We start from the raw sequence: 24,665 nt of genomic DNA, 5'->3' as shown, positions 1-24,665 counted from the left end.
CGTTAAGGTGACGGCATGACTCCTCTCGACCTGCTGGACATCGACGCGTCGCTGGACGAGGAGGAGCGGCAGATCCGCGCCGTCGTGCGGCAACTGGTCGACGAACGGGTCCGCCCGCACGTCGCCGGCTGGTACGAGGACGGCCGGGTCCCGGCCCGCGAGCTGGCCCGCGAGTTCGGCAAGCTGGGCCTGCTCGGCATGCACCTGACCGGGTACGGCTGTGCCGGCGCGTCCGCCGTCGCGTACGGGCTGGCCTGCCTGGAGCTGGAGGCCGGCGACTCCGGCGTCCGCTCGCTGGTCTCGGTGCAGGGCTCGCTGGCCATGTACGCCATCTGGCGCTACGGCAGCGAGGAGCAGAAGCAGCGCTGGCTGCCCGCCATGGCGGCCGGCGAGGCGATCGGCTGCTTCGGGCTGACCGAGCCGGACCACGGCTCCGACCCGGCGTCGATGGCCACCCGGGCCCGCCGGGACGGCGACGACTGGATCCTCACCGGCAGCAAGATGTGGATCACCAACGCGCCGATCGCCGACGTCGGGGTGATCTGGGCGCGCACCGACGAGGGGGTGCGCGGCTTCGCCGTACCCATGGACACCCCGAGGGTGACGGCGCGCGAGATCCGGCACAAGATGTCGCTGCGGGCGTCGCTGACCGGGGAGATCGCCCTCGACGACGTCCGGCTCCCGGCGGACGCCCGGCTGCCCGAGGCGACCGGCCTGAAGGCGCCGCTGAGCTGCCTGACCGAGGCCCGGCACGGCATCGTCTGGGGCGCGCTCGGCGCGGCCCGCGACTGCCTGGAGACCGTCCTGTCGTACGCGACCACCCGGACCCAGTTCGGCCGGCCCCTGGCGGGCTTCCAGCTCACCCAGGCCAAGCTCGCCGACATGGCCGTCGAGTGGAACAAGGGCCTGCTGCTGGCGCTGCACCTGGGCCGGCTCGCCGACGCCGGCAGGCTGCGGCCCCACCAGGTGAGCGTGGGCAAGCTGAACAACGTCCGGGAGGCCCTGGAGATCGCCCGGCAGTGCCGGACCATCCTGGGCGCCAACGGCGTCTCCGGGGAGTACCCGGTGATGCGACACGCCAACAACCTGGAGAGCGTGCTGACCTACGAGGGCACCTCGGAGATCCACCAGCTGGTCATCGGGCAGCAGCTCACCGGGCTCTCCGCCTTCGCCTGAGCTGCCGGTTCACCCGTTCGGGGCGCTCGGCGCGCGAGTGTCGCACCGGAGCCGTACCGTCATCATCAGTCGATGTCTCTGACGAGGACGGTGAGGGCGGATGGCCCGCGACGCTGACATCAACGAGCCCACCAGGGAGTTCCCGGAGTACCCGACCGGTGACGCTCTCCGGGCCCGGGCGGACGGCACCGGCGACCCCGCACCCGGCGCCCCGGCGTCGTCCGGCGGCCCGGTCCGGGGCCTGCTGTGGGTGCTCGGCGCGGCCGCGCTGGTCGTGGTCGCGCTGCTCGGGGTGCAGGCGACCGGCATCCTGCCGGACTTCCGCAACCCGTTCGCCCAGCAGCAGACCGACCGCAGCCAGCCGCCGCTGCTGAAGTCGATCCGCGACCTCAGCCGGTACGTGGCGGCCGAGGGCGACTTCCAGGTGGTGGTCGACGTGCAGAAGGACCGGAAGAACGTGCCGGACTTCCTGCTCAACCAGCGGATCCTCTTCGTCGGGGCGGGCCGGGTCGAGGCGTACGTCGACTTCTCCAAGATCGCCGATGGGGCGGTGGTCGAGTCCGCCGACAAGAAGTCGGTGGAGATCAAGCTGCCCGCGCCGCAGCTCGGCGAGACCAACCTCGACCTGGAGAAGAGCTACGTCTTCGCCGAGGAGCGCGGCCTGATCAACCGGATCAACGACCTGGTGGCCGGCGATCCCAACCGGCAGCAGGCGGTCTACAAGCTGGCCGAGGACCGGATCACCACCGCCGCCCGGGACAGCGGGCTCACCGCCCGGGCCGAGGAGAACACCCGCAAGATGCTGGAGGGCCTGCTCCGCTCCCTCGGCTACCAGAAGGTCACCGTCACCTACACGGCTCCCTGACGCCCGTCGCCGCGACGCCCCGCCCGGTTGCGCCGGGCGGGGCGTCGCGCTGCTCGCTTCGATCAGCGGAGGCGGCAGTTGGGCAGGTGCGGTCAGTAGCGGACGCGGTCCTCGTCGGGCATCAGGATCCAGAGGATCAGACAGATGATCACCTGGGTGCCGGGCAGCAGCAGCGACAGCAGGAACAGCAGCCGGACCATGCCGGCGGACATGCCGAACCGCTGGGCCAGGCCGGCGCAGACACCGGCGAACATGCGCCCCTGGCGGGGCCGGACCAGTTTGCGACTCATCGTCGTACTCCCACTTCTGCGGCGATCCGCCGCGCTGATTCCACGCTAGGAACGGGTGCGCGCCGCGCCCTCGGCCCCGAGGAGGATCGGCGACCCGGGCACCCGTAGGTGCTTACCCCGCCGGGTCCCGGCCGACGCACCCCCCGCCCCCGCGCCGCGGAGAGCGCGCTCGATCCTGGATCGAGTGGTGTCCGCGCGGCTCCGATGCCACTACTCCCTCGTTTGAGCGCGATCTTGGCGGTGTGACGGCGGGGAGACGGGCGGCGCGGAGGCTGGGCGTGCGGGAGTGTGCCGGGGTGGGGACGGGTACTGACCTGGGCGGGTAGGCTCGCCGGTCGGACCCCGTACCCCGGGGTCCACCCGCCGCCCCGGACCGGGGACGGCACGCACCGGTCCGGATCCGCACAACGGGTACGACGGCGAGGAAAGTGCAGCCATGATCAGTGTCTTCTACCTCTTCAGCGTCGGCATCGGGCCGTCGAGTTCACACACCGTCGGGCCGATGCGGGCCGCGCGGACCTTCGTGGCCGGCCTGAAGGCGGACGGGCTGCTCACCGACGTGGTACGGGTGCAGGCGGAGCTGTTCGGCTCACTGGGCGCCACCGGGCACGGCCACGGCAGCGACCGGGCGGTGCTGCTGGGGCTGGAGGGCGAGGCCCCGGAGACGGTGGACACGGACTCGGTCGGGCCCCGGGTGGCCCGGATCCGGGCCGAGGGGCGGCTCGCCCTGCTCGGCACCCAGGAGATCGACTTCGACCCGGACAGCGATCTGGTGCTGCACCGGCGGCGCTCGCTGCCGTACCACCCGAACGGGATGACCTTCGCCGCCTTCGATGCGGCCGGGCAGCAGGTACGGGCCCGTACCTACTACTCCGTCGGCGGTGGGTTCGTGGTCGACGAGGCGGCGGCCGGGGCGGACCGGATCAAGCCGGACAGCACCCGGGTGCGGTACCCGTTCCTCACCGGCGCGGAGCTGCTCGCGGTGACCAGGGAGGCCGGGCTGTCGATCAGCGAGGTGATGCTCGCCAACGAGCTGTCCTGGCGCAGCGAGGCGGACGTCCGGGCCGGGCTGCTGGAGATCTGGCGGGTGATGCGGGAGTGCGTCGACAACGGCTGCGCCCGGGACGGCGTGCTGCCCGGCGGGCTGAAGGTCCGCCGCCGCGCCGCCGAGCTGCGCCGGAGCCTGGAGGCGGAGGCCGACGCCACCGACCCGCTGCGCGCGATGGACTGGGTCACCCTCTTCGCCCTCGCGGTGAACGAGGAGAACGCGGCCGGCGGCCGGGTGGTCACCGCCCCGACCAACGGCGCCGCCGGGATCATCCCGGCCGTCCTGCACTACTACACCCGGTTCGTGCCCGGCGCCTCGGAGGAGGGCGTGGTCCGCTTCCTGCTCGCGGCCGGCGCGATCGGCGTGCTCTTCAAGGAGAACGCCTCGATCTCCGGGGCCGAGGTCGGCTGCCAGGGTGAGGTCGGCTCGGCCTGCTCGATGGCGGCGGCGGGGCTGGCCGAGGCGCTGGGCGGCACGCCCGAGCAGGTGGAGAACGCGGCCGAGATCGGCATGGAGCACAACCTCGGGCTCACCTGCGACCCGGTCGGTGGCCTGGTGCAGATCCCGTGCATCGAGCGGAACGCGGTGGCCAGCATCAAGGCGATCACCGCCGCCCGGCTGGCGCTGCGCGGCGACGGCGTGCACGCCGTCTCGCTGGACAAGGTCATCAAGACCATGCGGGAGACCGGCGCGGACATGAAGGTGAAGTACAAGGAGACGGCGCGGGGCGGCCTGGCGGTGAACGTCATCGAGTGCTGAACCCGAAGGGGTGACCGCGGGGGTAGCCGGGTCGAGCGAGAACGGCGGAGGCGAGGATGGGACGGTGACGGCAGGAGTCGCCGCGCTCTGGTCGGCCCGCAACTCGCTGCGCATCCTGGTCAAGCGGGACCTCGCGGTGAAGTACCAGCAGTCGGTGCTGGGCTACTTCTGGTCGCTCATCGAACCGCTCGGCATGGGGCTGATCTACTGGTTCGTCTTCGGCGTGCTCTATTCCGGCGCCACCCGGCGGCACCTCGGCGAGGCGGCCGGGTCGTACCCGCTCTTCCTGATCACCGGCATCTTCGCCTGGATGTGGGCCAGCTCGGCGTTGACCGAGGCGACCAACGCGCTGACCGGGCAGGCCCGGCTGATCACCACGATGAACGTGCCCCGCCAGGTCTTCCCGATCGGCCGGGTCGCCGGCCGGTTCGCCGAATACCTCGCCGGGCTGCCCATCCTGGCCGGCATCGCGGCGATCTACGTGGCGCACGGCAGGATCCGGCTGGGCTGGTCACTGCTCTCCCTGCCACTCGCGGTGGCCGTGCAGTTCGTCCTGCTGGTCGGGCTCGCGCTGCTGCTGTCGGCGTGGAACGTGCTGATGCGGGACATCGAGCGCTTCATGCGGCTGATCATCCGGGTGCTCTTCTACGCCACCCCGATCATCTACCCGCTCACCCTGGTGCGGGACTCCGGCATGCCCACCTGGGTCAAGGTCGCGTACGAGCTGAACCCGCTGGTCGGCATCTTCCAGTTGCACCACGCGATCTGGTACCCGGACGAGTTCCCCGACGCCCGGCTGCTCGCGGTGACCGTGCTGGGCAGCCTGCTGGTGCTGGCGGCCGGCTGGTGGTCGTTCCGTCGGCTCGAACCGGCCGTGCTCAAGGAACTCTGAGATGGCGGCGATCATCGAGGCCGAAGGGCTGGGCATCCGGTTCGTCCGCAACCGGCGCCGCCAACTGCGGCTGCGTGAGCTGCTGATCCACCGGGGCCGGCGGAACGCCGACGCCGGCCGGTTCTGGCCGCTGCGGGACGTGTCGTTCCGGGTCGAGCCGGGTGAGACCGTGGGGGTGGTCGGGCGCAACGGCACCGGCAAGAGCACCCTGCTGCGGTTGATCGCCGGGGTGCTGATCCCCGACGAGGGCCGGATCAGGGTACGCGGTGCGGTGGCCCCGCTCCTGGAGCTTTCCGCCGGCTTCTCCAACGACCTGACCGGGCGGGAGAACCTCTACCTGGTCGGCGGGCTGCACGGGCTGTCCACGGCGTACCTGCGGAAACACTTCGACGAGATCGTCTCGTTCGCCGGGGAGCAGGTGGAACGCTCGGTGGACACCTCGGTCCGGCACTACTCCTCCGGCATGAAGGTGCGGCTCGGTTTCGCGATCATCGCGCACCTGCCGCACCCGATCCTGTTGATGGACGAGGTGACCGCGGTCGGGGACGCGGAGTTCCGCGCGAAGTGCTATGCGACCATCGAGCGACTTCTCGCGGAAGGGCGCACGCTGGTGCTGGTGTCACACAACGAAAAGGACCTCACCCGGTTCTGCCGTCGGGGGCTCTACCTCGACGCGGGACGGCTGACCGTCGACGGGACCATCGACGAGGCGCTGCGGGCGTACGCCGGCGCTTCCCCGCGGTGACGCTCGCGATCGTGCTCGCCGCCGGGCCGGCGGCGGGCCTGACCACCGGATCCGGGGAACGCCTGGCCGACCGGCTCGCCGGGCAGTGGCGCCGGGCCGGCGCGACCGACGTGCGGGTGGCCGGCGACCTGGGCGAACTGGCCGCACTGCTGGCCGCCGCGACCGGCCCGGTGCTGCTCGGCGCGGCCGACCTGGTGGCGCACACCGCGGTGCTGAGGCACCTGGCGACGAGCCCGGTGGGGCCGACGGTGGCCCTGGTGCTGACCGACCCGCCGGCACCCGGCCGGGCGACGGTCCGCGAGGACCGCGGCCAGGTGGTCGCGGTGAACGACCCGGCCGGCGCGACCGGCGTCTTCGGTGGCGCGCTGCGGGTCGGGCCGGCCGACCTGCCGTTCCTGGCCGCCGCCGCCGAGCGGGCGGCCGCGGCCGGGGCGGACCGGGCCGCCGCGCTGGACCAGCTCTTCGCCGGCCTCGCGGCCCGCGGGTCGCTGATCTTCGCCCACCGGGTACGCCTGCTCGTGGCGCACCGGGTGGGCACGGAGGCGGAGCTGCGCGCGGCCGACGCGGCGGTGGCCGCGGTCGACGAGGACCGGGCGGAGCTGCGGCTGTCGGTGAAGGAGCGGGACGACTTCTTCACCACCTTCTTCGTCAGCACCTGGTCGCCGTACGTGACGAAGGCGGCCGCCCGGCTCGGCCTGAGCCCGACCGGGGTGACCATGATCTCGGTGGCCTTCGCGGTGGCCGCGGCCGTGCTCTTCGGGATCGGCGGCCGGGCCGCGCTGGTCGCCGGCGGGGTCCTGCTCTACCTGGGCTTCGTGCTGGACTGCGTGGACGGGCAGTTGGCCCGCTACACGCGGCACTTCAGCGCCTGGGGCGGCTGGCTGGACACCATGGCCGACCGGGCCAAGGAGTACATCGTCTACGCGGGTCTCGGCTACGGCGCCACGCACGCCGGCTTCCGCTACGGCTGGGCGCTGGCGATCGCCGCGATGACCCTGCAGACCGTGCGGCACATGACCGACGCCTGGTACGGCGTGCTGCACGACGAGGCGGCGCGCCGGCCCCGGGCCGCCGCCGACGAGGCCGAGGGCATCGGCGGGAAGCTGAACGCGGCCTCGACGAAGGTGCAGGCGGACACCGGCTCGGTGTCGTACTGGCTGAAGCGGACGGTGGTCTTCCCGATCGGCGAGCGGTGGGCGCTGATCGCGCTGGCCGCCGCGCTCTTCGGTCCGCTGGTGGCGCTCTGCGCGGTGCTGGTCTGGGGCACGCTGGCGTTCGCGTACACCGGGGCGTTGCGGACGCTGCGCGCCTGGTGGATGAAGGTGCCGGTGATGACCACGGTCGACGTGACCCTGCACCGCGACGACGGTCCGGTGGTCCAGCGGTTCGCGGCGGCCCGCCCGTCGGGCCTGGAACGCCTCCTCCAGCGGGCCGCCCGCCCCGGGGTGGGCGTGCTGTGGCTGGCCGTGCTGCCGGCGCTGGCGCCGGTGGTGCTGCTCCTGCTGGCCTGGCGGTGGGGTGCCGACACGCCGCGCTGGGTGGTGGGGGTGGCGCTGCTGGTCTGGCTGCTCGCGGCGCTGGGGGTCCGGGCCACGCCGGACGGGCCGCTGGACTGGCTGGTTCCGGCCGCGCTGCGGGCCGGCGAGTACCTCTTCGCCATCGCCGTCGGGGTGGCCGGCGAGGTGCCGCCCTGGCTGATCTTCGGGTACGTCTTCGTGCTGACCCTGCACCACTACGACCTGACCGCCCGGCTGGAGAAGCGGCAGGTCGCCCCGCCGCTGCACGCCGCCTCGCTGGGTTGGGAGGGACGCTCGGTGCTACTGGGACTAGCGGCAATCGCCGGAATTGCGAGTATCGCTCTGGCTACACTCGGTGCGTACCTTCTCGTGGTTTTTGTCGCGAGCGTGGTCCTCGCCTGGGTGGTCCTGCCGGCTCGCGCCCGACGGACGCCGGCCCCGACGGGCGGAGGTGTCCGCTCGCCGGGCTGACGGAGGGCCGGCCGGGATGACTCTGCTCAGCTTCGTCGTACCGGCCTACCGCGTGCAGGGCTACCTGCGGGAGTGTCTCGACTCGATCCTCGACCAGCCGTACGACGACCTCGAGGTGATCGGGATCGACGACGCCTCCCCGGACGACAGCGGCGAGATCCTGCTGGAGTACGCGGAGCGCGATCCCCGGGTACGCCCGGTCCGCCTCGCCGAGAACGTCGGGCTCGGTCCCGCCCGCAACCTGGGGCTGGACCGGGCCACCGGCGAGTACGTCTGGTTTGTCGACGGCGACGACTGGCTGGTCCCGGGCTGCCTGCCGCACGTGGCCGCGCGGCTCGTCGCCACCCGTCCGGACGTGCTGATCGTCGACCACGTCCGGGCCCACTGGAACAACGTCGGCACCCGCAGCGCGATGCGGGAGGTGTTCCCGGAGCCGCCGGGCGAGGCGACCTTCCGGCTGCCGGACCGGCCGGAGGCCATGCGGCTGCTGCACACCGCGTGGAACCGGCTCGTCCGGCGGGAGTTCCTGGTCGACCGGGGCCTGCGCTTCGCGCCCGGCTGGTACGAGGACGTCTCGTTCAGCTATCCGGTGCTGATGGCCGCGTCCCGGATCGGCGTGCTGGACCGGGTCTGCCTCAACTACCGGCAGCGGCGGACCGGGGCGATCACCCGGACCCGGGGCGACCGGCACTTCGAGGTGTTCGCCCAGTGGCACCGGGTGTTCCGGCTGCTGGACCGGTGGGACGGCGAGGTCGGCGGGCTGCGCCCGGCCGTCTTCGAGCGGATGATCTGGCACTACCTGACGGTGCTCGGCAACGGCGAGCGGATCGCCCCGGAGCTGCGGCCGGCGTTCTTCGCCCAGATCCACGCCGACTACACCCGCTTCCTGCCGCCCGGCGGCTACCCGGTCCCGCCCGGGGTGGAGGGGCTGAAGCACCGCCTGGTGGCGACCGGGCGCTGGCGGACGTTCAGCGCGCTGCGCGACGCCAACCAGGCGGCCGAGACGGCCCGGCGGAACGCCCGGAAGGTCCGGCGACGGGTGCTGCCGGTGGCCCGGCGTACCGCGCGGCGGGCCCGGGACGCGGCGCTGCGCGAGTACTACCGGGGCGAGCTGCACCGGCCGCTGGATCCGACGCTCGCCGTCTTCGCCGCGTACTGGTACCGGGGGTACGCCTGCAACCCGGCCGCGATCTATGCCGCCGCCCGCCGCCTCGCCCCGCAGGTACGCGGGTTGTGGGTGGTCCGGCGGGACCGGGTGCACACCCTCCCGCCCGGCGTGGAATACGTGGTCGCCGGCACCCGGGACTACTACCGCGCGCTGGCCCGGGCCCGCTGGCTGGTCAACAACGTCAACTTCCCCGATTTCGTCCGCAAGCGACCCGGCTCGGTGCACCTGCAGACCCACCACGGCACGCCGGTCAAGGTGATGGGGCTGGACCAGCAGCGGTACCCGATGGGGGCGACGGGGATGGACTTCGCCAAGCTGCTGCGCCGGGTGGACCGGTGGGATTTCAGCGTCTCCTCGAACAGCTTCTCCACCCAGATGTGGGAGCGGGCGTACCCGGCCGCGTACACCACCCTGGAGGTGGGCTACCCGCGCAACGACCGGCTGGCGCTGGCCACCCCGGACGAGTGCCGGCAGGTCCGCAAGGAGCTGGGCATCGGCCTCGACGAGTTCGTGGTGCTCTACGCGCCCACCCACCGGGAGCACCTGCCCGGCTGGCGGCCGCCGTTCGACCCGGACCGGATGCGCGACGTGCTCGGCCCGTCGGGACGGCTGCTGATGCGCAGCCACTACTTCCACGACCGGGACCGGCGGCCGAAGGGGCCGGACGCCGGCGGGGTGCTGGACGTCAGCGGCCACGACCGGGTGGAGGACCTCTATCTCGTGGCGGACGTGCTGGTCACCGACTATTCGTCGGCGATGTTCGACTACGCCGTGCTGGACCGGCCGATCGTCGTGTACGCCCCGGACTGGGACGCGTACCGGGTGGCCCGGGGTGTCTACTTCGACCTGCTCGCCGAGCCGCCCGGCGCGGTCGCGTCGGACTTCCCGGCCCTGCTGGAGGTGTTCGCCTCGGGCGCGCTGCGCGCGCCGGAGGCCGAGAACCACCGACGCCGGTTCCGGGCGCGGTTCTGCGCGCTGGAGGACGGGTACGCCGCCGAGCGGGTGGTCCGCCGGGTCTTCCTCGACGAACCAGCCTGACGAAGGGTTACTCGCCGGTCACCTTACTGATCGTCGCCGACCGATCCGGTGTAATGGGTCTGTCACGAGACGAACATGGCACGTTTACCCGATGTGCGGATTGGATGATCCTGGTCACAGTCATTCCCGGGTTCGGCCGAGAGCTGGGGGAGGAGACGGTGACCACCGTCGCGCTCAAGGATGTCACCAAGGTGTTCCAGGACGGAACAGTCGCGGTCGACACCATCAATCTGGACGTCAACGACGGCGAGTTCATGGTGCTGCTCGGCCCTTCGGGCTGCGGCAAGTCCACCGTGCTCCGCATGGTGGCCGGGCTGGAGGACCCGACCGCGGGCGCCGTCATGCTCGACGGTGAGGTGGCCAACGACCTGCCGCCCCGGGACCGGAAGATCGCCATGGTCTTCCAGGACTTCGCGCTGTATCCGCACATGACCGTCGGCGACAACATCGGTTTCCCGCTGCGGCTGTCCGGGGTCGAGCCGGGGCCGCGCGGGGAGCGGATCCAGGACGTCGCCAGCGCGCTCGGCATCGGGGACGTGCTGGCCCGCAAGCCCAGCCAGCTCTCCGGCGGCCAACGGCAGCGGGTCGCCATGGGGCGGGCGATAGTGCGCCGGCCCGGCCTGTTCCTGATGGACGAGCCCTTATCCAACCTGGACAGCGGCCTCCGCGCCGAGCTGCGCGCCGAGATCTCCGGGCTGACCCGCGAACTCGGCGTCACCACCATCTACGTCACGCACGACCAGGCCGAGGCGCTGACCATGGCCGACCGGGTCGCCATCATGCGCAAGGGCGTGCTCCAGGACGTGGGCACCCCCACCCAGGTGTACGGGCGGCCGGCGACCCTGTACGTCGCCGCGTTCCTCGGCAGCCCTCGGATGAACCTGCTGGAGGCGTCGGTCTACGTCCACCTCGACCGGTACGTGGCGCTGAACCTCGGCGAGCAGTCGCTCTACCTGCCCTGGGACGACATCCGCACCCGGGCCGTGGCGCACTACCACGGTGAGCGGATCGTGGTCGGCATGCGGGCCGAAGCGCTCACCCCGGTCGCCCCGGACACCCAGGGGCACGTGCTCCAGGGGCGGATCCGCTTCCTGGAACACCACGGCCACGAGTCGCTGGCCTTCCTCGACATCGGCGCCACCGCGATCGTGGTGGACGAGATGGGCGCCCCGGTGGAGAACGCGGTGCCCGGCCAGCGTGGCCTGCGTCGGTTCGGCCACGTCATGCAGCGCCTCACCGGACGGACGGTGGATGCGCCGGTCTCCCCGCCGACCGGCGGCGGGAACCGGACCAGCGTGCTGCCCGACCCCGGCCGGCACCACACCCGCCCGGCGGAGCTGGCCGTACGGCTCGCCCCGTACCCGGCGGTCTCGGCGGGCCACCCGCTCGCCGTCCAGGTACGCATGGACGCGCTGCATTTCTTCGACGAGCGCGGCGACCGTATCGACGTCGGCTGGCGCTGAGCCGCCCGCCAGCCACCGTGATCAACTCGGTTCGCGGCAGGTCGGCCCCTTCTCGTCGTGAGACGGGCCGACCCGCCGCAGATCGAGCCGGTGGTGCGGGCTGAGGGTGACGGGCCCCGCGCGGGCGGGCCCAGCCTCTTGCCCGGAAAGTTACCGACGAGTAGCGTGCGGTCATGTCCATCGACTCTCGCCAGGTGGCGGCCGGTCTCCTCGAAGCCGTGCCGTTCGCTCGCACGCTCGGTATCGAATTCGTCGAGGTCGCGCCCGAGGCCGAGGGCGGGGTGCGCGCGGTCGTCCGGCTCCCCGACGTCCCGGAGCAGCACAACCACGTTGGCGGCCCGCACGCCGGGGCCATGTTCACCCTCGGGGAGACCGCGTCCGGCGCGGTGGTGCTCGCCGCGTTCGGTCCGGTGCTCGACCGGGCGGTGCCGCTGGCCGTGACCGCCAGCATCCGCTACCAGAAGGTCGCCCTGGGGCCGGTGCGGGCCACCGCGCGGTTGGGGCGGACCCCGGCCGAGGTGATCGCCGAGCTGGACGCGGGGCAGCGGCCGGAGTTCCCGGTCGAGGTGGAGATCGGCACCGAGGACGGCACCGTCACCTCCGTGCTGACCGTGGTGTGGACGCTCCGCCCCAACCGCTGACGTCCGAATCGCGTTTGCCCGCGCGGCCCGGTGGATAGATTCAAACAATGCTGGGCCTACCCGCTCACGTGACCGCGTGTCTCTTCGATCTGGACGGTGTGCTGACGCAGACCGCCAAGGTGCACAACGCCGCCTGGACCGAGACCTTCAACGCGTTCCTCACCGACCGCGCGGCGGCCACCGGCGAGCCGTTCCGCCCGTTCGACCCCGGGCCGGACTACAACCGGTACGTGGACGGAAAACCGCGGGCCGACGGGGTGCGCTCCTTCCTCGCCTCGCGCGGCATCACGCTGCCCGAGGGCTCGCCCGACGACCCGCCGGAGGCGGACACGGTCAACGGGGTGGGCAACCGCAAGAACGTCATCCTGCTCAAACGGATACACACCGACGGCGTCGAGGTCTACCCCGGCTCGGTGCGCTACCTGGAGGCGGCGGTCCGGGCCGGAGTGCGCCGCGCGGTCGTCTCGGCCAGCGCCAACTGCGCGGCGGTGGTGCGGGCCGCCGGGCTGGAGCGGTTCCTGGAGGCGCGCGTGGACGGGCTGCTGGCCCGCGAGCGCGGCCTGCGCGGCAAGCCGCACCCGGACACGTTCCTGGCCGGCGCGGAGCTGCTCGGCGTCAAGCCCGAGCAGGCCGCGGTCTTCGAGGACGCCCTCGCCGGCGTCGAGGCCGGCCGGGCCGGCGGCTTCGGGTACGTGGTCGGGGTGGACCGGGTCGGCCAGGCCGACGACCTGCGGGCGCACGGCGCCGACGTGGTCGTCACCGACCTCGCCGAGCTGCTGACCGGAGCCGCCGCGTGATCCGGGAACGGGCGTACCCGGTCGAGCCGTGGCACATCCGGGAGACCCGGCTCGACATGGACGTGCTGGCCCAGTCCGAGTCGGTCTTCGCCCTCTCCAACGGGCACGTCGGGCTGCGCGGCAACCTCGACGAGGGGGAGCCGCACGGCCTCCCCGGCACCTACCTGAACTCCTTCTACGAGCTGCGCCCGCTGCCGTACGCGGAGGCCGGCTTCGGCTTCCCCGAGTCCGGCCAGACCATCGTCAACGTCACCAACGGCAAGCTGATCCGGCTGCTGGTCGACGACGAGCCGCTCGACGTGCGGTACGGCGAACTCCTCTCCCACGAGCGGGTCCTGGACCTGCGAGCCGGCACCCTGCACCGGGAGGTGCACTGGCGCTCACCGGCCGGGCAGGACGTGAAGGTCCGCAGCACCCGGCTGGTGTCGTTCACCCAGCGGTCGGTCGCCGCGATCAACTACGAGGTCGAGGCCATCGACGGGCCGCTGCGGCTGATCCTCCAGTCCGAGCTGGTGGCCAACGAGACCCTGCCGCCGCAGAGCCGCGACCCGCGGGTGGCGGCCGTGCTGGAGTCCCCGCTGCTCGCCGAGGAGGAGCTGACCAGCGACGACGGCGGGCTGCTCATCCACCGGACCAAGGTCAGCGGGCTGCGGCTGGCCGCCGCGATGGGGCACGACGTGCACAGCCCGGAGCGCGCCACCATCGAGTCCGAGGGGTACGAGGACTGGGTCCGCACCACCATCGGCTGCGTGCTCAAGCCGGGCCAGAAGCTGCGGGTGGTCAAGTACCTGACGTACGGCTGGTCCAGCCGGCGTTCGCTGCCGGCGCTGCGCGACCAGGTCGGGGCGGCGCTGGCCGCGGCCCGGCTGGACGGCTGGGACGGGTTGCGCCGGGCGCAGCGGGAGTACCTGGACGAGTTCTGGGACGCCGCCGACGTACGGGTGGAGGGCGACCCGGAGGTCCAGCAGGCCGTCCGGTTCGGCCTGTTCCACGTGCTCCAGGCCGGCGCCCGCGCGGAACGCCGGCCGATCTCCGCCAAGGGGCTGACCGGCCCCGGATACGACGGGCACGCGTTCTGGGACACCGAGATGTTCGTGCTGCCGGTGCTGACGTACACCCAACCCTCGGCGGTCCGGGACGCGCTGCACTGGCGGCACTCCACCCTCGAGAAGGCCCAGGAGCGGGCCCGGACGCTCAACCTCGCCGGCGCCGCCTTCCCGTGGCGGACCATCGAGGGGCCGGAGTCCTCGGCGTACTGGCCGGCCGGCACGGCCGCGTTCCACATCGCCGCCGACGTCGCCGACGCGCTACGCCGGTACGTGCTGGTCACCGGGGACGAGGCGCTGGAACGGGAGATCGGGCTGGAGCTGCTGGTCGAGACCGCCCGGCTCTGGCGGTCGCTCGGCCACCACGACCGCACCGGCCAGTTCCACATCGACGGGGTGACCGGGCCGGACGAGTACACCGCGGTCAAGGACGACAACGTCTACACCAACCTGATGGCACAGCGGAACCTGCTGACCGCCGCCGACTGCGCCATGCGCCACCGGGACCAGGCGCTCGATCTGGGCGTCACCGAGGAGGAGGCGGCCGCCTGGCGGGACGCCGCGCACGCCATGCACGTCCCGTACGACCCCGACCTCGAGGTGCACGAGCAGGTGGAGGGTTTCACCCGGTTGCAGGAGTGGGACTTCGAGCACACCCCACCGGAGAAGTACCCGCTGCTGCTGCACTACCCGTACTTCGACCTCTACCGGAAGCAGGTCGTCAAGCAGGCCGACCTGATCCTGGCGATGCACTGGCGCGGGGACGCGTTCAGCGGCCTGGAGAAGCTGCGCAACTTCCTCTACTACGAGCGACGTACCGTGCGGGACTCGTCGCTGAGCGCCTGCACCCAGGCGGTGCTGGCGGCCGAGGTCGGCTACACCGAGCTCGCCCACCGCTACCTGCGCGAGGCGGCCCTGATGGACCTGCACGACCTGAACGAGAACACCCGCGACGGGGTGCACATGGCGTCGCTCGCCGGGGCCTGGATCGCCCTGGTGGCGGGCTTCGGCGGGTTGCGCGACCACGACGGGACGCTCTCCTTCTCGCCCCGGTTGTCGAGCCGGCTCAGCCGGCTCGAGTTCTCCCTGCAGTGGCGGTCGATGCGGCTGCGGGTGGACGTCCGGCCGCACCAGACGACGTACTCGCTGCGCAAGGGGGGCCCGGACACGGTGCTGGAGCTGCGGCACCACGGCGAGCCGGTCCGGGTCACCTGCGCCCAGCCGGTCACCCTGCCGGTGCCGCCGGCGCACCCGGCCGGGCCGCCGCCGGAGCAGCCACCGGGCCGGGCGCCCCTGCTGCACCTGCCGGAGAACGCGAGCTGAGCCGGCCCCGTCCCGCTCGTCGCGGGCGGGCGCCGGCCCTCGCGTACCTCAGAACTGGCGGCCGTTGGACGGCCGGCCGCCGGCGTCCCGGGGCGCGGTGGCCTGCGGGTCGTCGGCGGTACGCGCCAGGGACGCGCGGTCCGCCCAGTCCGGCGAGCCCTTCAGCTCCTGCTCGCGGCGTTTCTGGTCGGTGAGCTCCCGCTCACGGGACCGGTCCTGCTTGGCCATGACGATCCTCGCGATCCGTCGGGGTCCGTGGTCACCCGGCGCGTTCCCGCTCGGCGCCGGCTCAACCGTCCAGGTGCCGGGCGAAGCTCAGCCGGAGCTGGTCCCTGGGCCGGGAGCCCACGATCGAGCCGACCACCTGCCCGTCCCGGAACACCAGCATGGTGGGCGCGGACATCACCTGGTACGCCCGGGTGGTCGCCGGGTTCTCGTCGGTGTTGAGGGTGACGAAGCTCAGCCGGTCGCCGAACTCCTCGGCCAACCCGGCCAGGTGCTTCGAAACCACCCGGCAGGGCGGGCACCACTCCGCCCAGAAGTCCACCACCACCGGCCGGTCGGCGGCCAGCACGGTGGCCGCGAGGGTTGCGTCGGTGACCGCGGTCAGTCGGCTCTCTTGCGTGTCCTGAGGCATGTTTCCTCCCGGTGGGCGATCGCGCGGGCGAGCTGGTCGTGCAGCTGTCGACGGACCCCGCCGAGCCGGTCGAGGTAGTCGTCCACCTCGGCGAGCTTGCGTCGCAGCACCGCCACGGAATCCGGGCAGACGTCGCCGGAGCTGCTCCCGGCCCGCAGGCAGGCCACGAACGGCCGGATGTCGTCCAGGCCGAAGCCCACCGCCAGCAGGGCACGGATCTCGTGCACGACGCGCAACTCGGCCTCGTCGTAGATCCGGTAGCCGTTCGCGGACCGGCGTGGCCGCACCAGCCCCTGGGTCTCGTAGTACCGCAGCGTCCGGGTGCTCGTACCGGCCCGCTCCGCCAGCTCCACGCCCCTCCCGGGTCGATCATGAAGTTAGCGGTGTGGGGGAGCGCTCTCTGTGCAGTCAACTTCATGATCGACGGAGCAGAAGGGAGGTGAGGTGGGGTGGAAGGGGGGTATGCGGGGCGGGGAGGTGGGTGGGATGGACGCGCGTGAGGTGACCGTTCCGGTGGTGGAGGGTGGACTGGCCGCGGACGTGATCGTGCCGTCCGGGGCGACCGGGGTGGTGCTCTTCGCGCACGGCAGCGGCAGCTCGCGGCACAGCCCGCGCAACGTGGCCGTCGCGCACCAGTTCAACGACCGGGGGCTGGCCACCGTGCTGATCGACCTGCTCACCCCGGACGAGGACGCCCGGGACGAGATCACCGCCGAGCTGCGCTTCGACATCGGCATGCTCGCCGAGCGGCTGGCCGCCATCGTCGACTGGATGGCCGCCGACCCGACCCTGGGACGGCTGCCGATCGGGCTCTTCGGGGCCAGCACGGGCGCGGCCGCCGCGCTGGTCGCCGCCGCCGCCCGGCCGGAGCAGGTCCGCGCGGTGGTCTCCCGCGGCGGCCGCCCGGACCTGGCCGGCAGCTCCCTGTCGGCGGTACGCGCCCCGACGCTGCTGCTCGTCGGCGGTCTGGACGAGCAGGTCATCGTGCTCAACGAGCAGGCCCAGGCCGAGCTGGGCGAGGTCGCCGAGCTGCGGATCGTCCCCGGCGCCACCCACCTGTTCGAGGAGCCCGGCACCCTGGAGCAGGTGGCCGACCAGGCGGGAAGCTGGTTCACCAGCCGGCTGCGTACCCCGCATCCGGCCTGACCCGCCGGCCGGGCCCCCGGCTGGCGCCTCAGGCCGAGTCGGCCGCGCGGTGCCGTTGGACGGTGTCCAGGATCCGCCAGGCGACCGCCGCGATCGGGACCGAGACGAACGCGCCCGCGATGCCGGCGACCAGCGTGCCGGCCGTGACCACCACCAGGATCACCGCCGGGTGCAGCTGTACCTGCCGCTTCATCACCAGCGGCTCCAGCAGGTTGCCCTCGATCTGCTGCACGGCGATCACCGCGGCCAGCACGAGCAGGGCGGTGGTGGGACCGTTGGCGGCGAGCGCGACCAGCACGGCGATCGTGCCGGCGACCGTCGCGCCGATGATCGGCACGAACCCGCCGAGGAAGGTGATCAGCGCGAGCGGCAGGGCCAGCGGCACGCGGAGCAGCACCAGGGCGAGCCCGATGCCGATCGCGTCGATCGCCGCGACGACCATCGTGCCCCGGCTGTACGCGCCGAGCGTCCGCCAGCCGGCCCGGCCCGCCGCCGCGGTGAGTTCCCGGTTCGGGCCGGTCATCCGGCGCAGCACCCAGCGCCACATCGACCGGCCGTCCTTGAGCAGGAAGAAGAGCAGGACCAGGGCGAGCAGGATCGAGCCGAACACCTCGGCCGCGGTACGGGCACCGCCGACCGGGTCGGGGGCGCTGCCGCTCAGCCCGTCCCGGGTCTGCTTGACCAGCTTGTCGAGCTGGGCGTCGGTGATCGGCAGGTTGGCGGTGACGAAGTCCCGGGCGCGGTCCAGTCCCTGGTCGAGCTGCTGGCTCAGCTCGCCGAACTGGCTGGCGGTCAGGTTCCACACCAGCACGCCGACGCCGACCAGGGCGTCGACATGGCGCAGCAGCGGACCGGGCAGGGCGACACCGGCAACCGCTGACCCGCTTGACGCTCCCGGGCCGTACCACTGTGGATGGCCCGAGGGCGGTGCGTCCGGGTGGCCCTACCGCTGGCCGACATCGACCATTCTCGCTACCATCCGCAGTCGGGGCATGACTCAGCGTCGAGTCGTGCGGAGCCGACGCACCGCCCGGCGGTGCGGTGGACGAGAGTGAGCCACCGGTGACCGACACCTCGCAGGCGACCATCCCGCGTTATCCCTTCAGCACGCCCGAGCGCCTCGACCTGGATCCGCGCTACGCCGCCCTGCGGGACCAGCCGCTGGTCCGGGTCCAACTGCCGTACGGCGAACCGGCCTGGCTGGCCACCCGGCACGCCGACGTGCGTACCGTGCTCGGCGATCCGCGGTTCAGCCGGGCCGCCGCGATCGGCCGGGATGAGCCGCGGAACACACCCCGCCAGCAGCAGACCGGCATCCTGTCGATGGATCCGCCGGAGCACACCCGGGTCCGGCGGCTGGTGGCGAAGGCGTTCACCGCGCGCCGGGTCGAGGAGCTGCGACCACGTACCCGGACGGTGGCGGACGAGCTGGTCGCCGCCATGGTCGCCGCCGGGCCGCCCGCCGACCTGGTCGCGCACCTCGCCACGCCGCTGCCGATCCGGGTGATCTGCGACCTGCTCGGCGTGCCGGTGTCCGACCAGGACAGGTTCCACACCTGGTCCGAGGCGATCGTCTCGACCACCTCGCTGGAGCCGGGCGTCATCCAGCACTACCTCGACAACCTGCTGGCGTACATGGCGGCGCTGGTCGCGCGGCGGCGGGTCGAGCCCGCCGACGACCTGCTCAGCGCCATGGTCCGCGCCCGGGACGAGCACGCCGACCGGCTCACCGAGGAGGAGATGGTCACCCTCGCCGCCGGGCTGCTCGCCGCCGGCCACGAGACCACCGTGACCCAGATCCCCAACATGCTGTACGTCCTGCTGACCGCCCCGGGCGGGTGGGCGACGCTGCGGGACCGGCCGGAGCTGGTGCCGACGGCGGTCGAGGAGCTGATGCGGTTCATCCCGCTGGGCGCGACCTCGGCCTTCGCCCGGTACGCCACCGAGGACGTCGAACTCGGCGGGGTGCTGGTCCGGGCGGGGGAGCCGGTGGTGGTCTCCATCCCGGCGGCCAACCGGGACGAGAGCGTGTTCCCCGACGCCGACCGGCTCGACCTGACCCGCGAGGCCAACCCGCACCTGGGCTTCGGGCACGGCGTGCACCACTGCGTCGGCGCGCAACTGGCCCGGATGGAGCTGCGGGTGGTGTTGGAGACCCTGCTCGACCGGACGCCGGGGCTCCGGCTGGACGTGCCCGAGGAGGAGCTGACCTGGAAGCGTGGCCTGTTGGTCCGGGGTCTGGTGGCGATGCCGGTGGCCTGGTGACCGGCCGGGGAGGGAGGAGCGAGGGTGAGCGAGACGGAGGCGGTGTGGCGGCTGCACGTCGACGCGGTGCATCGGGTCGGGCATCTGCGCGGGCGTGGCACCCGACCATTTCGTGCTGGTCGACGGACTGTCCCGGCCGTTGACGGAGCGGATCCCCGCGGCGGAGGCGGTGCTCGACGCGGCCGACTCCTGCCCGATGGAGGCGGTCATCGTGTCCGACGTGGACACGCGCCGGCGGGTCGCTCCCGAGGAGTGATCACCAGCCGGGGTAGCGGACCCCGCTGACGTTCACCCGGAGGCTGTAGAGCGAGCTGGAGGCGCAGATGTAGAGGTGGTTGCGCTGCGGCCCGCCGAAGGTGAAGTTCGCGACGATCTCGGGCAGGTGCAGCTTGCCCAGCAGGGTGCCGTCCGGGTCGAAGCAGTGCAGCCCGTCGTGCGCCGCCGCCCAGACCCGTCCCGCGTCGTCGAGGCGTACGCCGTCGAACGAGCCGGCGTCGCAGGTCGCGAAGACCTCGCCGCCGCGCAGCGTGCCGCCCTCGGTCACCTGGAACCGGCGCAGGTGCTTCGCCCGGGTGTCGACCACGTAGAGCAGGGACTCATCCGGGCTGAAGGCCAGCCCGTTGGGCTGCCCGAAGTCGTCAGCGACCCGGTGCACCACGCCGTCGTGCGGGTCGACCCGGTAGACGTGGTTGCCGCCGATCTCGCTCTCCGCCCGGTGCCCCTCGTAGTCGCTGTCGATGCCGTAGCTGGGGTCGGTGAACCAGATCGACCCGTCGGAGTGTTCGACCACGTCGTTCGGGCTGTTCAGCCGGCGGCCCCGCCAGCGCTCGGCCAGCACCGTGTCGGTGCCGTCCGCCTCGGTCCGGGTGACCCGCCGCCGGCCCTGCTCGCAGCTCACCAGCCGCCCCCGTCGGTCGACGGTGTGCCCGTTGGCGTAGCCGGCCGGCTGGCGGAACACCCCGACCGCGCCGGTGGTCTCGTCCCAGCGCAGCAGCCGGTCGTTGGGGATGTCGCTGAAGACGAGGTGGCGACCGGCGGGGAACCAGGCCGGTCCCTCCAGCCAGCGGCCGCCGGTCCAGAGACACTCCGTCCACTCGTCGCCGTTGACCCGGCGGAAACGCTCGTCGAGCACCTCGAAATGAGTTCTGAACCGGTCCACCGGTATCGCCTCCACCCCGTGACTCATGTTCGGCGTCAAGTTAACATGACCGAACCAGAATCGGTACAGGGGATATTTCCCGAACGGAGGTCGCCGGTGGACGAGGTGGACCGGAAGGTGCTGGCCGCGCTGCAGCGCGACGCGACCCAGTCGTACGCCGCGCTGGCCGGGGCGGTCGGGCTCTCCACCGGGGCCGTGCACGAACGGGTCCGCAAGCTCCGCGAGCAGGGGGTGATCCGGCGGACCACGGTGGACGTCGACCCGGCCGCGGTGGGCCGGGGAGTGCTGGCGTTCGTGCTGGTCGAGGCGAACGCCTGGATGGGCGACGAGCCCACCCAGGCGGCGCTGGCCGCGCTCCCCGAGGTGGAGGAGGCGCACGTCATCGCCGGCCCGGCGTCGCTGCTGGTGAAGATCCGGGTCGGCACCCCGGAGCAACTCCAGGCCAGCCTGCGCCGGCTGTTCCAGGTGGAGGGCGTCACCGGCACGCAGACCGTGGTGGTGCTGGAGAGCTTCTTCGAGCGCCCGCTCGACCCGTACCCCCCGAGCCCCTGACCCCGTGGCGGCCACGTCGCCGCCTGGACGGTCGTGCTCCCGTTGTCCGGGCCACGCCGGTGTCGTACGCTTCGGCTCGGCCCGCCCTCACGGTCCCGTGAGGAGCAGTCATGCCCTTGAACCGCCTGCTGACCCTCGGGGTCGGTGCCTGCACGGCGGTCGCGCTCAGCGTGCCCGTCGCCGCCGCATCGGCCTCGGCCACACCCGCCACCCACCGCACCGGCGGCAGCCTGGTGCTGGTCGGTGGTGCGCTCGCCGACGACAACCGCGAGATCTACGGCGACATCGTCCGGCTCGCCGGTGGCCCCGGAAAGGCTCGGATCGGCATCTTCACCGCCGCCGCCCCGGTGCCCGCCGAGGACCCCGACGCCGGCACCCCGGACTGCAACAACAGCGTCTGCAACGGCGCGTACTACGCCGACCTGTTCAAGAGGTACGGCGTGGCGGATGCCCAGTGGATCCCGATCGACCTGGACCACCCGATCGCCGCCGACGACCCGGCCGTGGTCCGGCAGATCGAGTCGATGACCGGCTTCTTCCTCGGCGGCGGCGATCAGTACCGGTACGTCACCGCGATGACCCGGGGCGCCGCGCAGCGGGACTCGGCGGCGCTCGCCGCCCTCCGGCGCAAGCTACGTGCGGGGGCCGTGGTCGCCGGCACCAGCGCGGGCGCGCAGATCATGGCCGGCCGCGACATGATCACCGGCGGCTCGGTCGACCCCGGCCTGCGGGACGGGGCGAAGCCCGGCTACTTCGACGACCCGGACGTGCTCGGCTACCTGCCGCGGGGCGGCTTCGGGTTCTTCACCGCTGGCCTGCTCGACACCCACTTCTCCCGCCGGGGCCGGGAGGCCCGCTCGATCCGTCTCGCCGCCGACACCCACCACCAGCGGGTCTTCGGGCTGGACGAGAACACCGCGCTGGAAGTCACCGGGGTCGGCGGCCGGCACCAGCGGCTGCGGGTGCTCGGGCAGCGCGGGGTGAACGTGCTCGACCTGCGTACCGCCCGGGTCACCGGGGCGCAGCCGTGGGGGATCGAGGGGGTTCGGTGGAGCCGGCTGACCGCCGGGGACAGCTACCGGGCCGACGGGTGGCGGGTGGTCGTCGCCGCCGGCAAGGCGCCGGTGGTGCCGTCGGCCGGCCCGTGCACGGTGTCGCCGTCCGACGACGTGCTCTACAACTACGCGCTGGTGGGGCTCGCCGAAGGGCTGGCCGCTCAGGCGGGCTGCGCGTCCGTCGGCGGCACCTCGTACGAGAAGGATCCGCAGTGGGCGGCCGAGCTGACCCGGGGGCGGGGCTTCGCCGCGTACGCGTCGTCCTTCACGGGCGTGCTGATCGGGATCCGCAAGGCGTGACGCGCGACCCGGGGTCCGGTCGAGGCCGGGCCCCGGATCGTCACCGCAGCAGCGCGGCGAGTTCGCCGAGGGTGGCGAGCGGCCGGCCGGTCCAGGCCGGGTCGCTGTCGTTGTGTTCGGCGGTGCGGAACACTCTCATGCCGACCGCCGCCGCGCCGGCCAGTTCGCCGTCCGCGCCGTCACCGACGAAGACGCAGTCGGTCGGGTCGACGCCGAGCCGTCCGGCGGTGAGTCGGTAGATGGCCGGATCCGGTTTCGCCAGCCGCACGTCGCAGGAGAAGACCGCGACGTCGATCCGGCGGGCGAGTCGGGTGACGGGCCACGCCTCGGCGGTCTCGGCGGTGGCGTTGCTGATCAGCCCGATCGGGTGCCCCTGCGCGCGCAGCGCGTCGAGGGCGGCGAGGGTGGTCTCCGGGACCCGGTCGAGCAACCGGACGGCCAGCTCGCGGCGGTGGGCCGCCGCCCGGGCCACCTGATCCTCGGTGGGCGTTCCGCCGAGCCGCCCGGCCAGGATCCGCACCGTCTCCGCGACGTCCCAGCCGGTCATCCGGTCCCGCCAGGTGGCGTGGTACGCGGCGACAAGCGCCGACGGCTCCACCCCGACCATCAGGGCCATCTCGCCGACCACCCGGTCCCGCTCGGCGTCGCTGCCGGGAACGAGGGTGTGGAAGAGGTCGAAGATCAGCGGGCGTGGCACGGTCCACATGGTAGAGGTCGACATGAAGCTGTAACAGAAGTTACGTATTGAGCAGTGAACTTAATGGATGTAACTTCTGTTTCATCGCTTCGTGGCCCCTCGGAGGTGCCCATGTCCCCTGCCCGCTACCCCCGCCGACTGTCCCTGGTGGCCGGTGTCGTAACCCTGCTCACCCTCGCCCCGATCGGGGTGACCGCCGCACACGCCAAGGTCACCCGGGTACGCCAGGGCAACTCGGCCGATGTGAGCCGGGCCGGCTGGTCCGGCCCGGCGTACACGATGAACGGCTCCGGGGGGATCGTCACCGCGACCATGACCCGGGCGATCGACGCGATCCGCGGCGGCACCGGCTCGATCGACGTGGTGGTGATCGCCGGATCCGGCACCGGCACCCCCGAGTGCGACGTGATCACCCCGCTGACCGGGGTCAACTCCTGCACCACGCTCACCCTGACCGCCGCCCGGGACGGCAACGACAGCCAGGTCAACACCGACATCCGCAACGCCGAGTTCGTCTACTTCGCCGGCGGCGACCAGTGCAACTACGTGGCCTGGAAGGGCACCGCGCTGGAGGCGTCGGTGGAGTCCGTGGTGGCCAAGGGTGGCGGCGTGGGCGGCGGCAGCGCCGGGCACCACGTCAACAGCGACATCGTGTACGACGCCTGCACCGCCAGCGCCACCTCCGGGACAGCGCTGGCTGACCCGTACGACCGGTCGCTGACCTTCACCACCGGGATGTTCCGCTGGCCCAACTACGCCAACACGATCAACGACTCGCACTTCGTCACCCGGGATCGGATGGGGCGGACCATGGCCTTCGTGGCCCGGGCGGTCAAGGACGGGCTGGCCTCCGGCGGCAAGGCGTGGGGCGTCGGCGTCGAGGAGGGCGCCTCGCTCTACCTCGACCGGTCCGGGCTGGCCACGCTGAGCGGGCCCAGCGCGTACGTGGTGCTCGGCGATCACCAGCCCGAGCTGGCCGTCTCCGGCCAGCCGCTGACGTACACCAACTTCAAGATCTGGAAGCTCGCCAACGGCCAGACGTACGACTTCGCCAACCGGCCGACCTGCGGCTACTACCTGCGCAGTGTCCGGGCCGGCGTCCCGGACGGCAGCCTCTACAGCGGCACCCCGATCACCGACTGCTCGTCCACCCCGCCGCCGCCCTCCGGGGGGTCGGGCTACGTCGAGGTCGAGCCGAACGACTCCCGCAGCGCGGCGAACGACATCGCCGGGCTGACCTATCCGGCCACGGTGACCGGGGACATGAAGAGCACCACCGACCGGGACTACTTCGCGCTCACCCTGGACAGCGGCGAGACGCTCACCGCCGACTGCGCCATCCCGACGGCGTACGACGCCGACCTCTACCTACTCAGCTCGACCGGGAGCACGCTCACCCGTTCGGTGAACGACGGTGCCGGCGCCGACGAGTCGGTCACCCTGACCGCGTCCGGGTCAGCCACCTACTACCTCGACCTGGAGGCGTACGCCGGCTCCGGCGCCGCCGACTACACCTGCACGGTCACCAAGTCCTGAATCCGGCACCCCCCAGGGCCCGTGGGAGGGACGGCCCCACCGTCCCTCCCACGGGCTCGCCGTCCCCGGGCTCGCGGGC

The 24,665-nt window shown here is 72.7% G+C and carries 24 protein-coding genes; 17 read left to right on the top strand and 7 right to left on the bottom strand.

Annotation, left to right across the window (positions count from 1 at the left end; all coding sequences use genetic code 11):
* The first annotated feature begins 15 nt into the window (after positions 1-15).
* A complete protein-coding gene (locus EFE23_RS04450) occupies positions 16-1,176 on the top strand; it encodes an acyl-CoA dehydrogenase family protein (RefSeq protein ID WP_123239584.1) in 1,161 nt (386 codons plus the stop codon).
* A 100-nt stretch (positions 1,177-1,276) separates the two neighbouring features.
* The gene (locus EFE23_RS04445) at positions 1,277-2,041 is read left to right on the top strand and encodes a DUF4230 domain-containing protein (protein ID WP_123239583.1); all 765 of its coding nucleotides are present in this window, start codon (positions 1,277-1,279) and stop codon (positions 2,039-2,041) included.
* A 92-nt stretch (positions 2,042-2,133) separates the two neighbouring features.
* On the opposite strand, the gene EFE23_RS04440 is transcribed toward EFE23_RS04445, so the two are convergent.
* Positions 2,134-2,331, bottom strand: coding sequence for a PspC domain-containing protein (locus EFE23_RS04440; RefSeq protein ID WP_123239582.1), 198 nt, complete (start codon positions 2,329-2,331; stop codon positions 2,134-2,136).
* A 436-nt stretch (positions 2,332-2,767) separates the two neighbouring features.
* Here EFE23_RS04440 and EFE23_RS04435 point away from each other — a divergent pair, with 436 nt between their 5' ends.
* The 9 genes from EFE23_RS04435 (at position 2,768) to EFE23_RS04395 (ending at position 15,239) form a co-directional block, all read left to right on the top strand.
* Positions 2,768-4,138, top strand: coding sequence for an L-serine ammonia-lyase (locus tag EFE23_RS04435; protein ID WP_123239581.1), 1,371 nt, complete (start codon positions 2,768-2,770; stop codon positions 4,136-4,138).
* A gap of 64 nt (positions 4,139-4,202) precedes the next feature.
* Positions 4,203-5,030, top strand: a complete 828-nt coding sequence (locus tag EFE23_RS04430) for an ABC transporter permease (RefSeq protein WP_123239580.1) — start codon at positions 4,203-4,205, stop codon at positions 5,028-5,030.
* Position 5,031: 1 nt separating this feature from the next.
* Positions 5,032-5,775, top strand: a complete 744-nt coding sequence (locus tag EFE23_RS04425; RefSeq protein WP_123239579.1) for an ABC transporter ATP-binding protein — start codon at positions 5,032-5,034, stop codon at positions 5,773-5,775.
* Positions 5,772-7,763, top strand: coding sequence for a DUF5941 domain-containing protein (locus EFE23_RS04420; RefSeq protein WP_123239578.1), 1,992 nt, complete (start codon positions 5,772-5,774; stop codon positions 7,761-7,763). Before EFE23_RS04425 ends, EFE23_RS04420 begins: the two co-directional genes overlap by 4 nt.
* 16 nt (positions 7,764-7,779) lie before the next feature.
* Positions 7,780-9,969, top strand: coding sequence for a bifunctional glycosyltransferase/CDP-glycerol:glycerophosphate glycerophosphotransferase (locus EFE23_RS04415; RefSeq protein ID WP_123239577.1), 2,190 nt, complete (start codon positions 7,780-7,782; stop codon positions 9,967-9,969).
* A gap of 104 nt (positions 9,970-10,073) precedes the next feature.
* The gene (locus EFE23_RS04410) at positions 10,074-11,432 is read left to right on the top strand and encodes an ABC transporter ATP-binding protein (RefSeq protein WP_204334879.1); all 1,359 of its coding nucleotides are present in this window, start codon (positions 10,074-10,076) and stop codon (positions 11,430-11,432) included.
* Between the two features lie 173 nt (positions 11,433-11,605).
* Positions 11,606-12,073 carry a DUF4442 domain-containing protein gene (locus EFE23_RS04405; RefSeq protein WP_123239576.1) on the top strand — a complete coding sequence of 156 codons (468 nt, stop codon included), beginning with the start codon at positions 11,606-11,608 and terminating at the stop codon, positions 12,071-12,073.
* A gap of 47 nt (positions 12,074-12,120) precedes the next feature.
* Complete coding sequence (locus tag EFE23_RS04400) at positions 12,121-12,870, top strand: HAD family hydrolase (RefSeq protein WP_123239575.1); 750 nt, start codon at positions 12,121-12,123, stop codon at positions 12,868-12,870.
* Positions 12,867-15,239, top strand: coding sequence for a glycoside hydrolase family 65 protein (locus tag EFE23_RS04395; RefSeq protein WP_123239574.1), 2,373 nt, complete (start codon positions 12,867-12,869; stop codon positions 15,237-15,239). Before EFE23_RS04400 ends, EFE23_RS04395 begins: the two co-directional genes overlap by 4 nt.
* Positions 15,240-15,287: 48 nt before the next feature.
* Here EFE23_RS04395 and EFE23_RS04390 read toward each other — a convergent pair whose 3' ends face one another.
* The 3 genes from EFE23_RS04390 to EFE23_RS04380 all read right to left on the bottom strand — a co-directional run bounded on the left by EFE23_RS04390 (position 15,288) and on the right by EFE23_RS04380 (position 16,229).
* Entirely contained in the window at positions 15,288-15,467 is a 180-nt protein-coding gene (locus tag EFE23_RS04390; RefSeq protein WP_123239573.1) for a hypothetical protein, read from the bottom strand.
* Between the two features lie 61 nt (positions 15,468-15,528).
* Complete coding sequence (locus tag EFE23_RS04385) at positions 15,529-15,876, bottom strand: thioredoxin family protein (RefSeq protein ID WP_123239572.1); 348 nt, start codon at positions 15,874-15,876, stop codon at positions 15,529-15,531.
* Positions 15,846-16,229: a MerR family transcriptional regulator gene (locus EFE23_RS04380; protein WP_123239571.1), complete on the bottom strand. Its 384-nt coding sequence runs from the start codon at positions 16,227-16,229 to the stop codon at positions 15,846-15,848. The genes EFE23_RS04385 and EFE23_RS04380 overlap by 31 nt, the downstream gene beginning before the upstream one ends.
* Before the next feature lie 133 nt (positions 16,230-16,362).
* Between EFE23_RS04380 and EFE23_RS04375 the strand changes: the two genes are divergently transcribed.
* Complete coding sequence (locus EFE23_RS04375) at positions 16,363-17,022, top strand: dienelactone hydrolase family protein (RefSeq protein ID WP_123239570.1); 660 nt, start codon at positions 16,363-16,365, stop codon at positions 17,020-17,022.
* Between the two features lie 28 nt (positions 17,023-17,050).
* On the opposite strand, the gene EFE23_RS04370 is transcribed toward EFE23_RS04375, so the two are convergent.
* A complete protein-coding gene (locus EFE23_RS04370; protein ID WP_255421121.1) occupies positions 17,051-17,848 on the bottom strand; it encodes an AI-2E family transporter in 798 nt (265 codons plus the stop codon).
* Between the two features lie 236 nt (positions 17,849-18,084).
* Between EFE23_RS04370 and EFE23_RS04365 the strand changes: the two genes are divergently transcribed.
* Both EFE23_RS04365 and EFE23_RS04360 read left to right on the top strand, forming a co-directional pair.
* Positions 18,085-19,287 carry a cytochrome P450 gene (locus tag EFE23_RS04365; RefSeq protein ID WP_123239569.1) on the top strand — a complete coding sequence of 401 codons (1,203 nt, stop codon included), beginning with the start codon at positions 18,085-18,087 and terminating at the stop codon, positions 19,285-19,287.
* Positions 19,288-19,357: 70 nt separating this feature from the next.
* A complete protein-coding gene (locus EFE23_RS04360; protein ID WP_123239568.1) occupies positions 19,358-19,543 on the top strand; it encodes a ferredoxin in 186 nt (61 codons plus the stop codon).
* Here the strand turns inward: EFE23_RS04360 and EFE23_RS04355 are convergent, their stop codons facing one another.
* Positions 19,544-20,446, bottom strand: a complete 903-nt coding sequence (locus tag EFE23_RS04355; RefSeq protein WP_123239607.1) for an SMP-30/gluconolactonase/LRE family protein — start codon at positions 20,444-20,446, stop codon at positions 19,544-19,546. It lies immediately after the preceding gene.
* Positions 20,447-20,491: 45 nt separating this feature from the next.
* Between EFE23_RS04355 and EFE23_RS04350 the strand changes: the two genes are divergently transcribed.
* Both EFE23_RS04350 and EFE23_RS04345 read left to right on the top strand, forming a co-directional pair.
* Entirely contained in the window at positions 20,492-20,998 is a 507-nt protein-coding gene (locus tag EFE23_RS04350) for an Lrp/AsnC family transcriptional regulator (RefSeq protein WP_123239567.1), read from the top strand.
* 110 nt (positions 20,999-21,108) lie between these two features.
* The gene (locus EFE23_RS04345; RefSeq protein ID WP_123239566.1) at positions 21,109-22,353 is read left to right on the top strand and encodes a cyanophycinase; all 1,245 of its coding nucleotides are present in this window, start codon (positions 21,109-21,111) and stop codon (positions 22,351-22,353) included.
* Positions 22,354-22,393: 40 nt separating this feature from the next.
* Here the strand turns inward: EFE23_RS04345 and EFE23_RS04340 are convergent, their stop codons facing one another.
* On the bottom strand, positions 22,394-23,050 hold the full coding sequence (locus EFE23_RS04340; RefSeq protein ID WP_123239606.1) for an HAD family hydrolase: 657 nt from the start codon (positions 23,048-23,050) through the stop codon (positions 22,394-22,396).
* Between the two features lie 111 nt (positions 23,051-23,161).
* Between EFE23_RS04340 and EFE23_RS04335 the strand changes: the two genes are divergently transcribed.
* The gene (locus tag EFE23_RS04335) at positions 23,162-24,586 is read left to right on the top strand and encodes a hypothetical protein (RefSeq protein ID WP_123239565.1); all 1,425 of its coding nucleotides are present in this window, start codon (positions 23,162-23,164) and stop codon (positions 24,584-24,586) included.
* Positions 24,587-24,665: the final 79 nt, after the last annotated feature.

This window comes from Micromonospora solifontis, from assembly GCF_003725545.1.
GTDB lineage: Bacteria > Actinomycetota > Actinomycetes > Mycobacteriales > Micromonosporaceae > Micromonospora > Micromonospora solifontis.
Note: the sequence above shows the minus strand (reverse complement) of the source record. Positions and strands in the feature narration are given on the sequence as shown.

Excerpts from the sequence above, each read along its gene's own strand:
- EFE23_RS04450 (WP_123239584.1), top strand. The coding sequence starts at position 16 with ATGACTCCTCTCGACCTGCTGGACATCGACGCGTCGCTGGACGAGGAG.
- EFE23_RS04445 (WP_123239583.1), top strand. The coding sequence starts at position 1,277 with ATGGCCCGCGACGCTGACATCAACGAGCCCACCAGGGAGTTCCCGGAG.
- EFE23_RS04440 (WP_123239582.1), bottom strand. The coding sequence starts at position 2,331 with ATGAGTCGCAAACTGGTCCGGCCCCGCCAGGGGCGCATGTTCGCCGGT.
- EFE23_RS04435 (WP_123239581.1), top strand. The coding sequence starts at position 2,768 with ATGATCAGTGTCTTCTACCTCTTCAGCGTCGGCATCGGGCCGTCGAGT.
- EFE23_RS04425 (WP_123239579.1), top strand. The coding sequence starts at position 5,032 with ATGGCGGCGATCATCGAGGCCGAAGGGCTGGGCATCCGGTTCGTCCGC.
- EFE23_RS04415 (WP_123239577.1), top strand. The coding sequence starts at position 7,780 with ATGACTCTGCTCAGCTTCGTCGTACCGGCCTACCGCGTGCAGGGCTAC.
- EFE23_RS04410 (WP_204334879.1), top strand. The coding sequence starts at position 10,074 with ATGATCCTGGTCACAGTCATTCCCGGGTTCGGCCGAGAGCTGGGGGAG.
- EFE23_RS04405 (WP_123239576.1), top strand. The coding sequence starts at position 11,606 with ATGTCCATCGACTCTCGCCAGGTGGCGGCCGGTCTCCTCGAAGCCGTG.
- EFE23_RS04400 (WP_123239575.1), top strand. The coding sequence starts at position 12,121 with ATGCTGGGCCTACCCGCTCACGTGACCGCGTGTCTCTTCGATCTGGAC.
- EFE23_RS04390 (WP_123239573.1), bottom strand. The coding sequence starts at position 15,467 with ATGGCCAAGCAGGACCGGTCCCGTGAGCGGGAGCTCACCGACCAGAAA.
- EFE23_RS04385 (WP_123239572.1), bottom strand. The coding sequence starts at position 15,876 with ATGCCTCAGGACACGCAAGAGAGCCGACTGACCGCGGTCACCGACGCA.
- EFE23_RS04375 (WP_123239570.1), top strand. The coding sequence starts at position 16,363 with ATGGACGCGCGTGAGGTGACCGTTCCGGTGGTGGAGGGTGGACTGGCC.
- EFE23_RS04350 (WP_123239567.1), top strand. The coding sequence starts at position 20,492 with ATGACCGAACCAGAATCGGTACAGGGGATATTTCCCGAACGGAGGTCG.
- EFE23_RS04345 (WP_123239566.1), top strand. The coding sequence starts at position 21,109 with ATGCCCTTGAACCGCCTGCTGACCCTCGGGGTCGGTGCCTGCACGGCG.
- EFE23_RS04335 (WP_123239565.1), top strand. The coding sequence starts at position 23,162 with ATGTCCCCTGCCCGCTACCCCCGCCGACTGTCCCTGGTGGCCGGTGTC.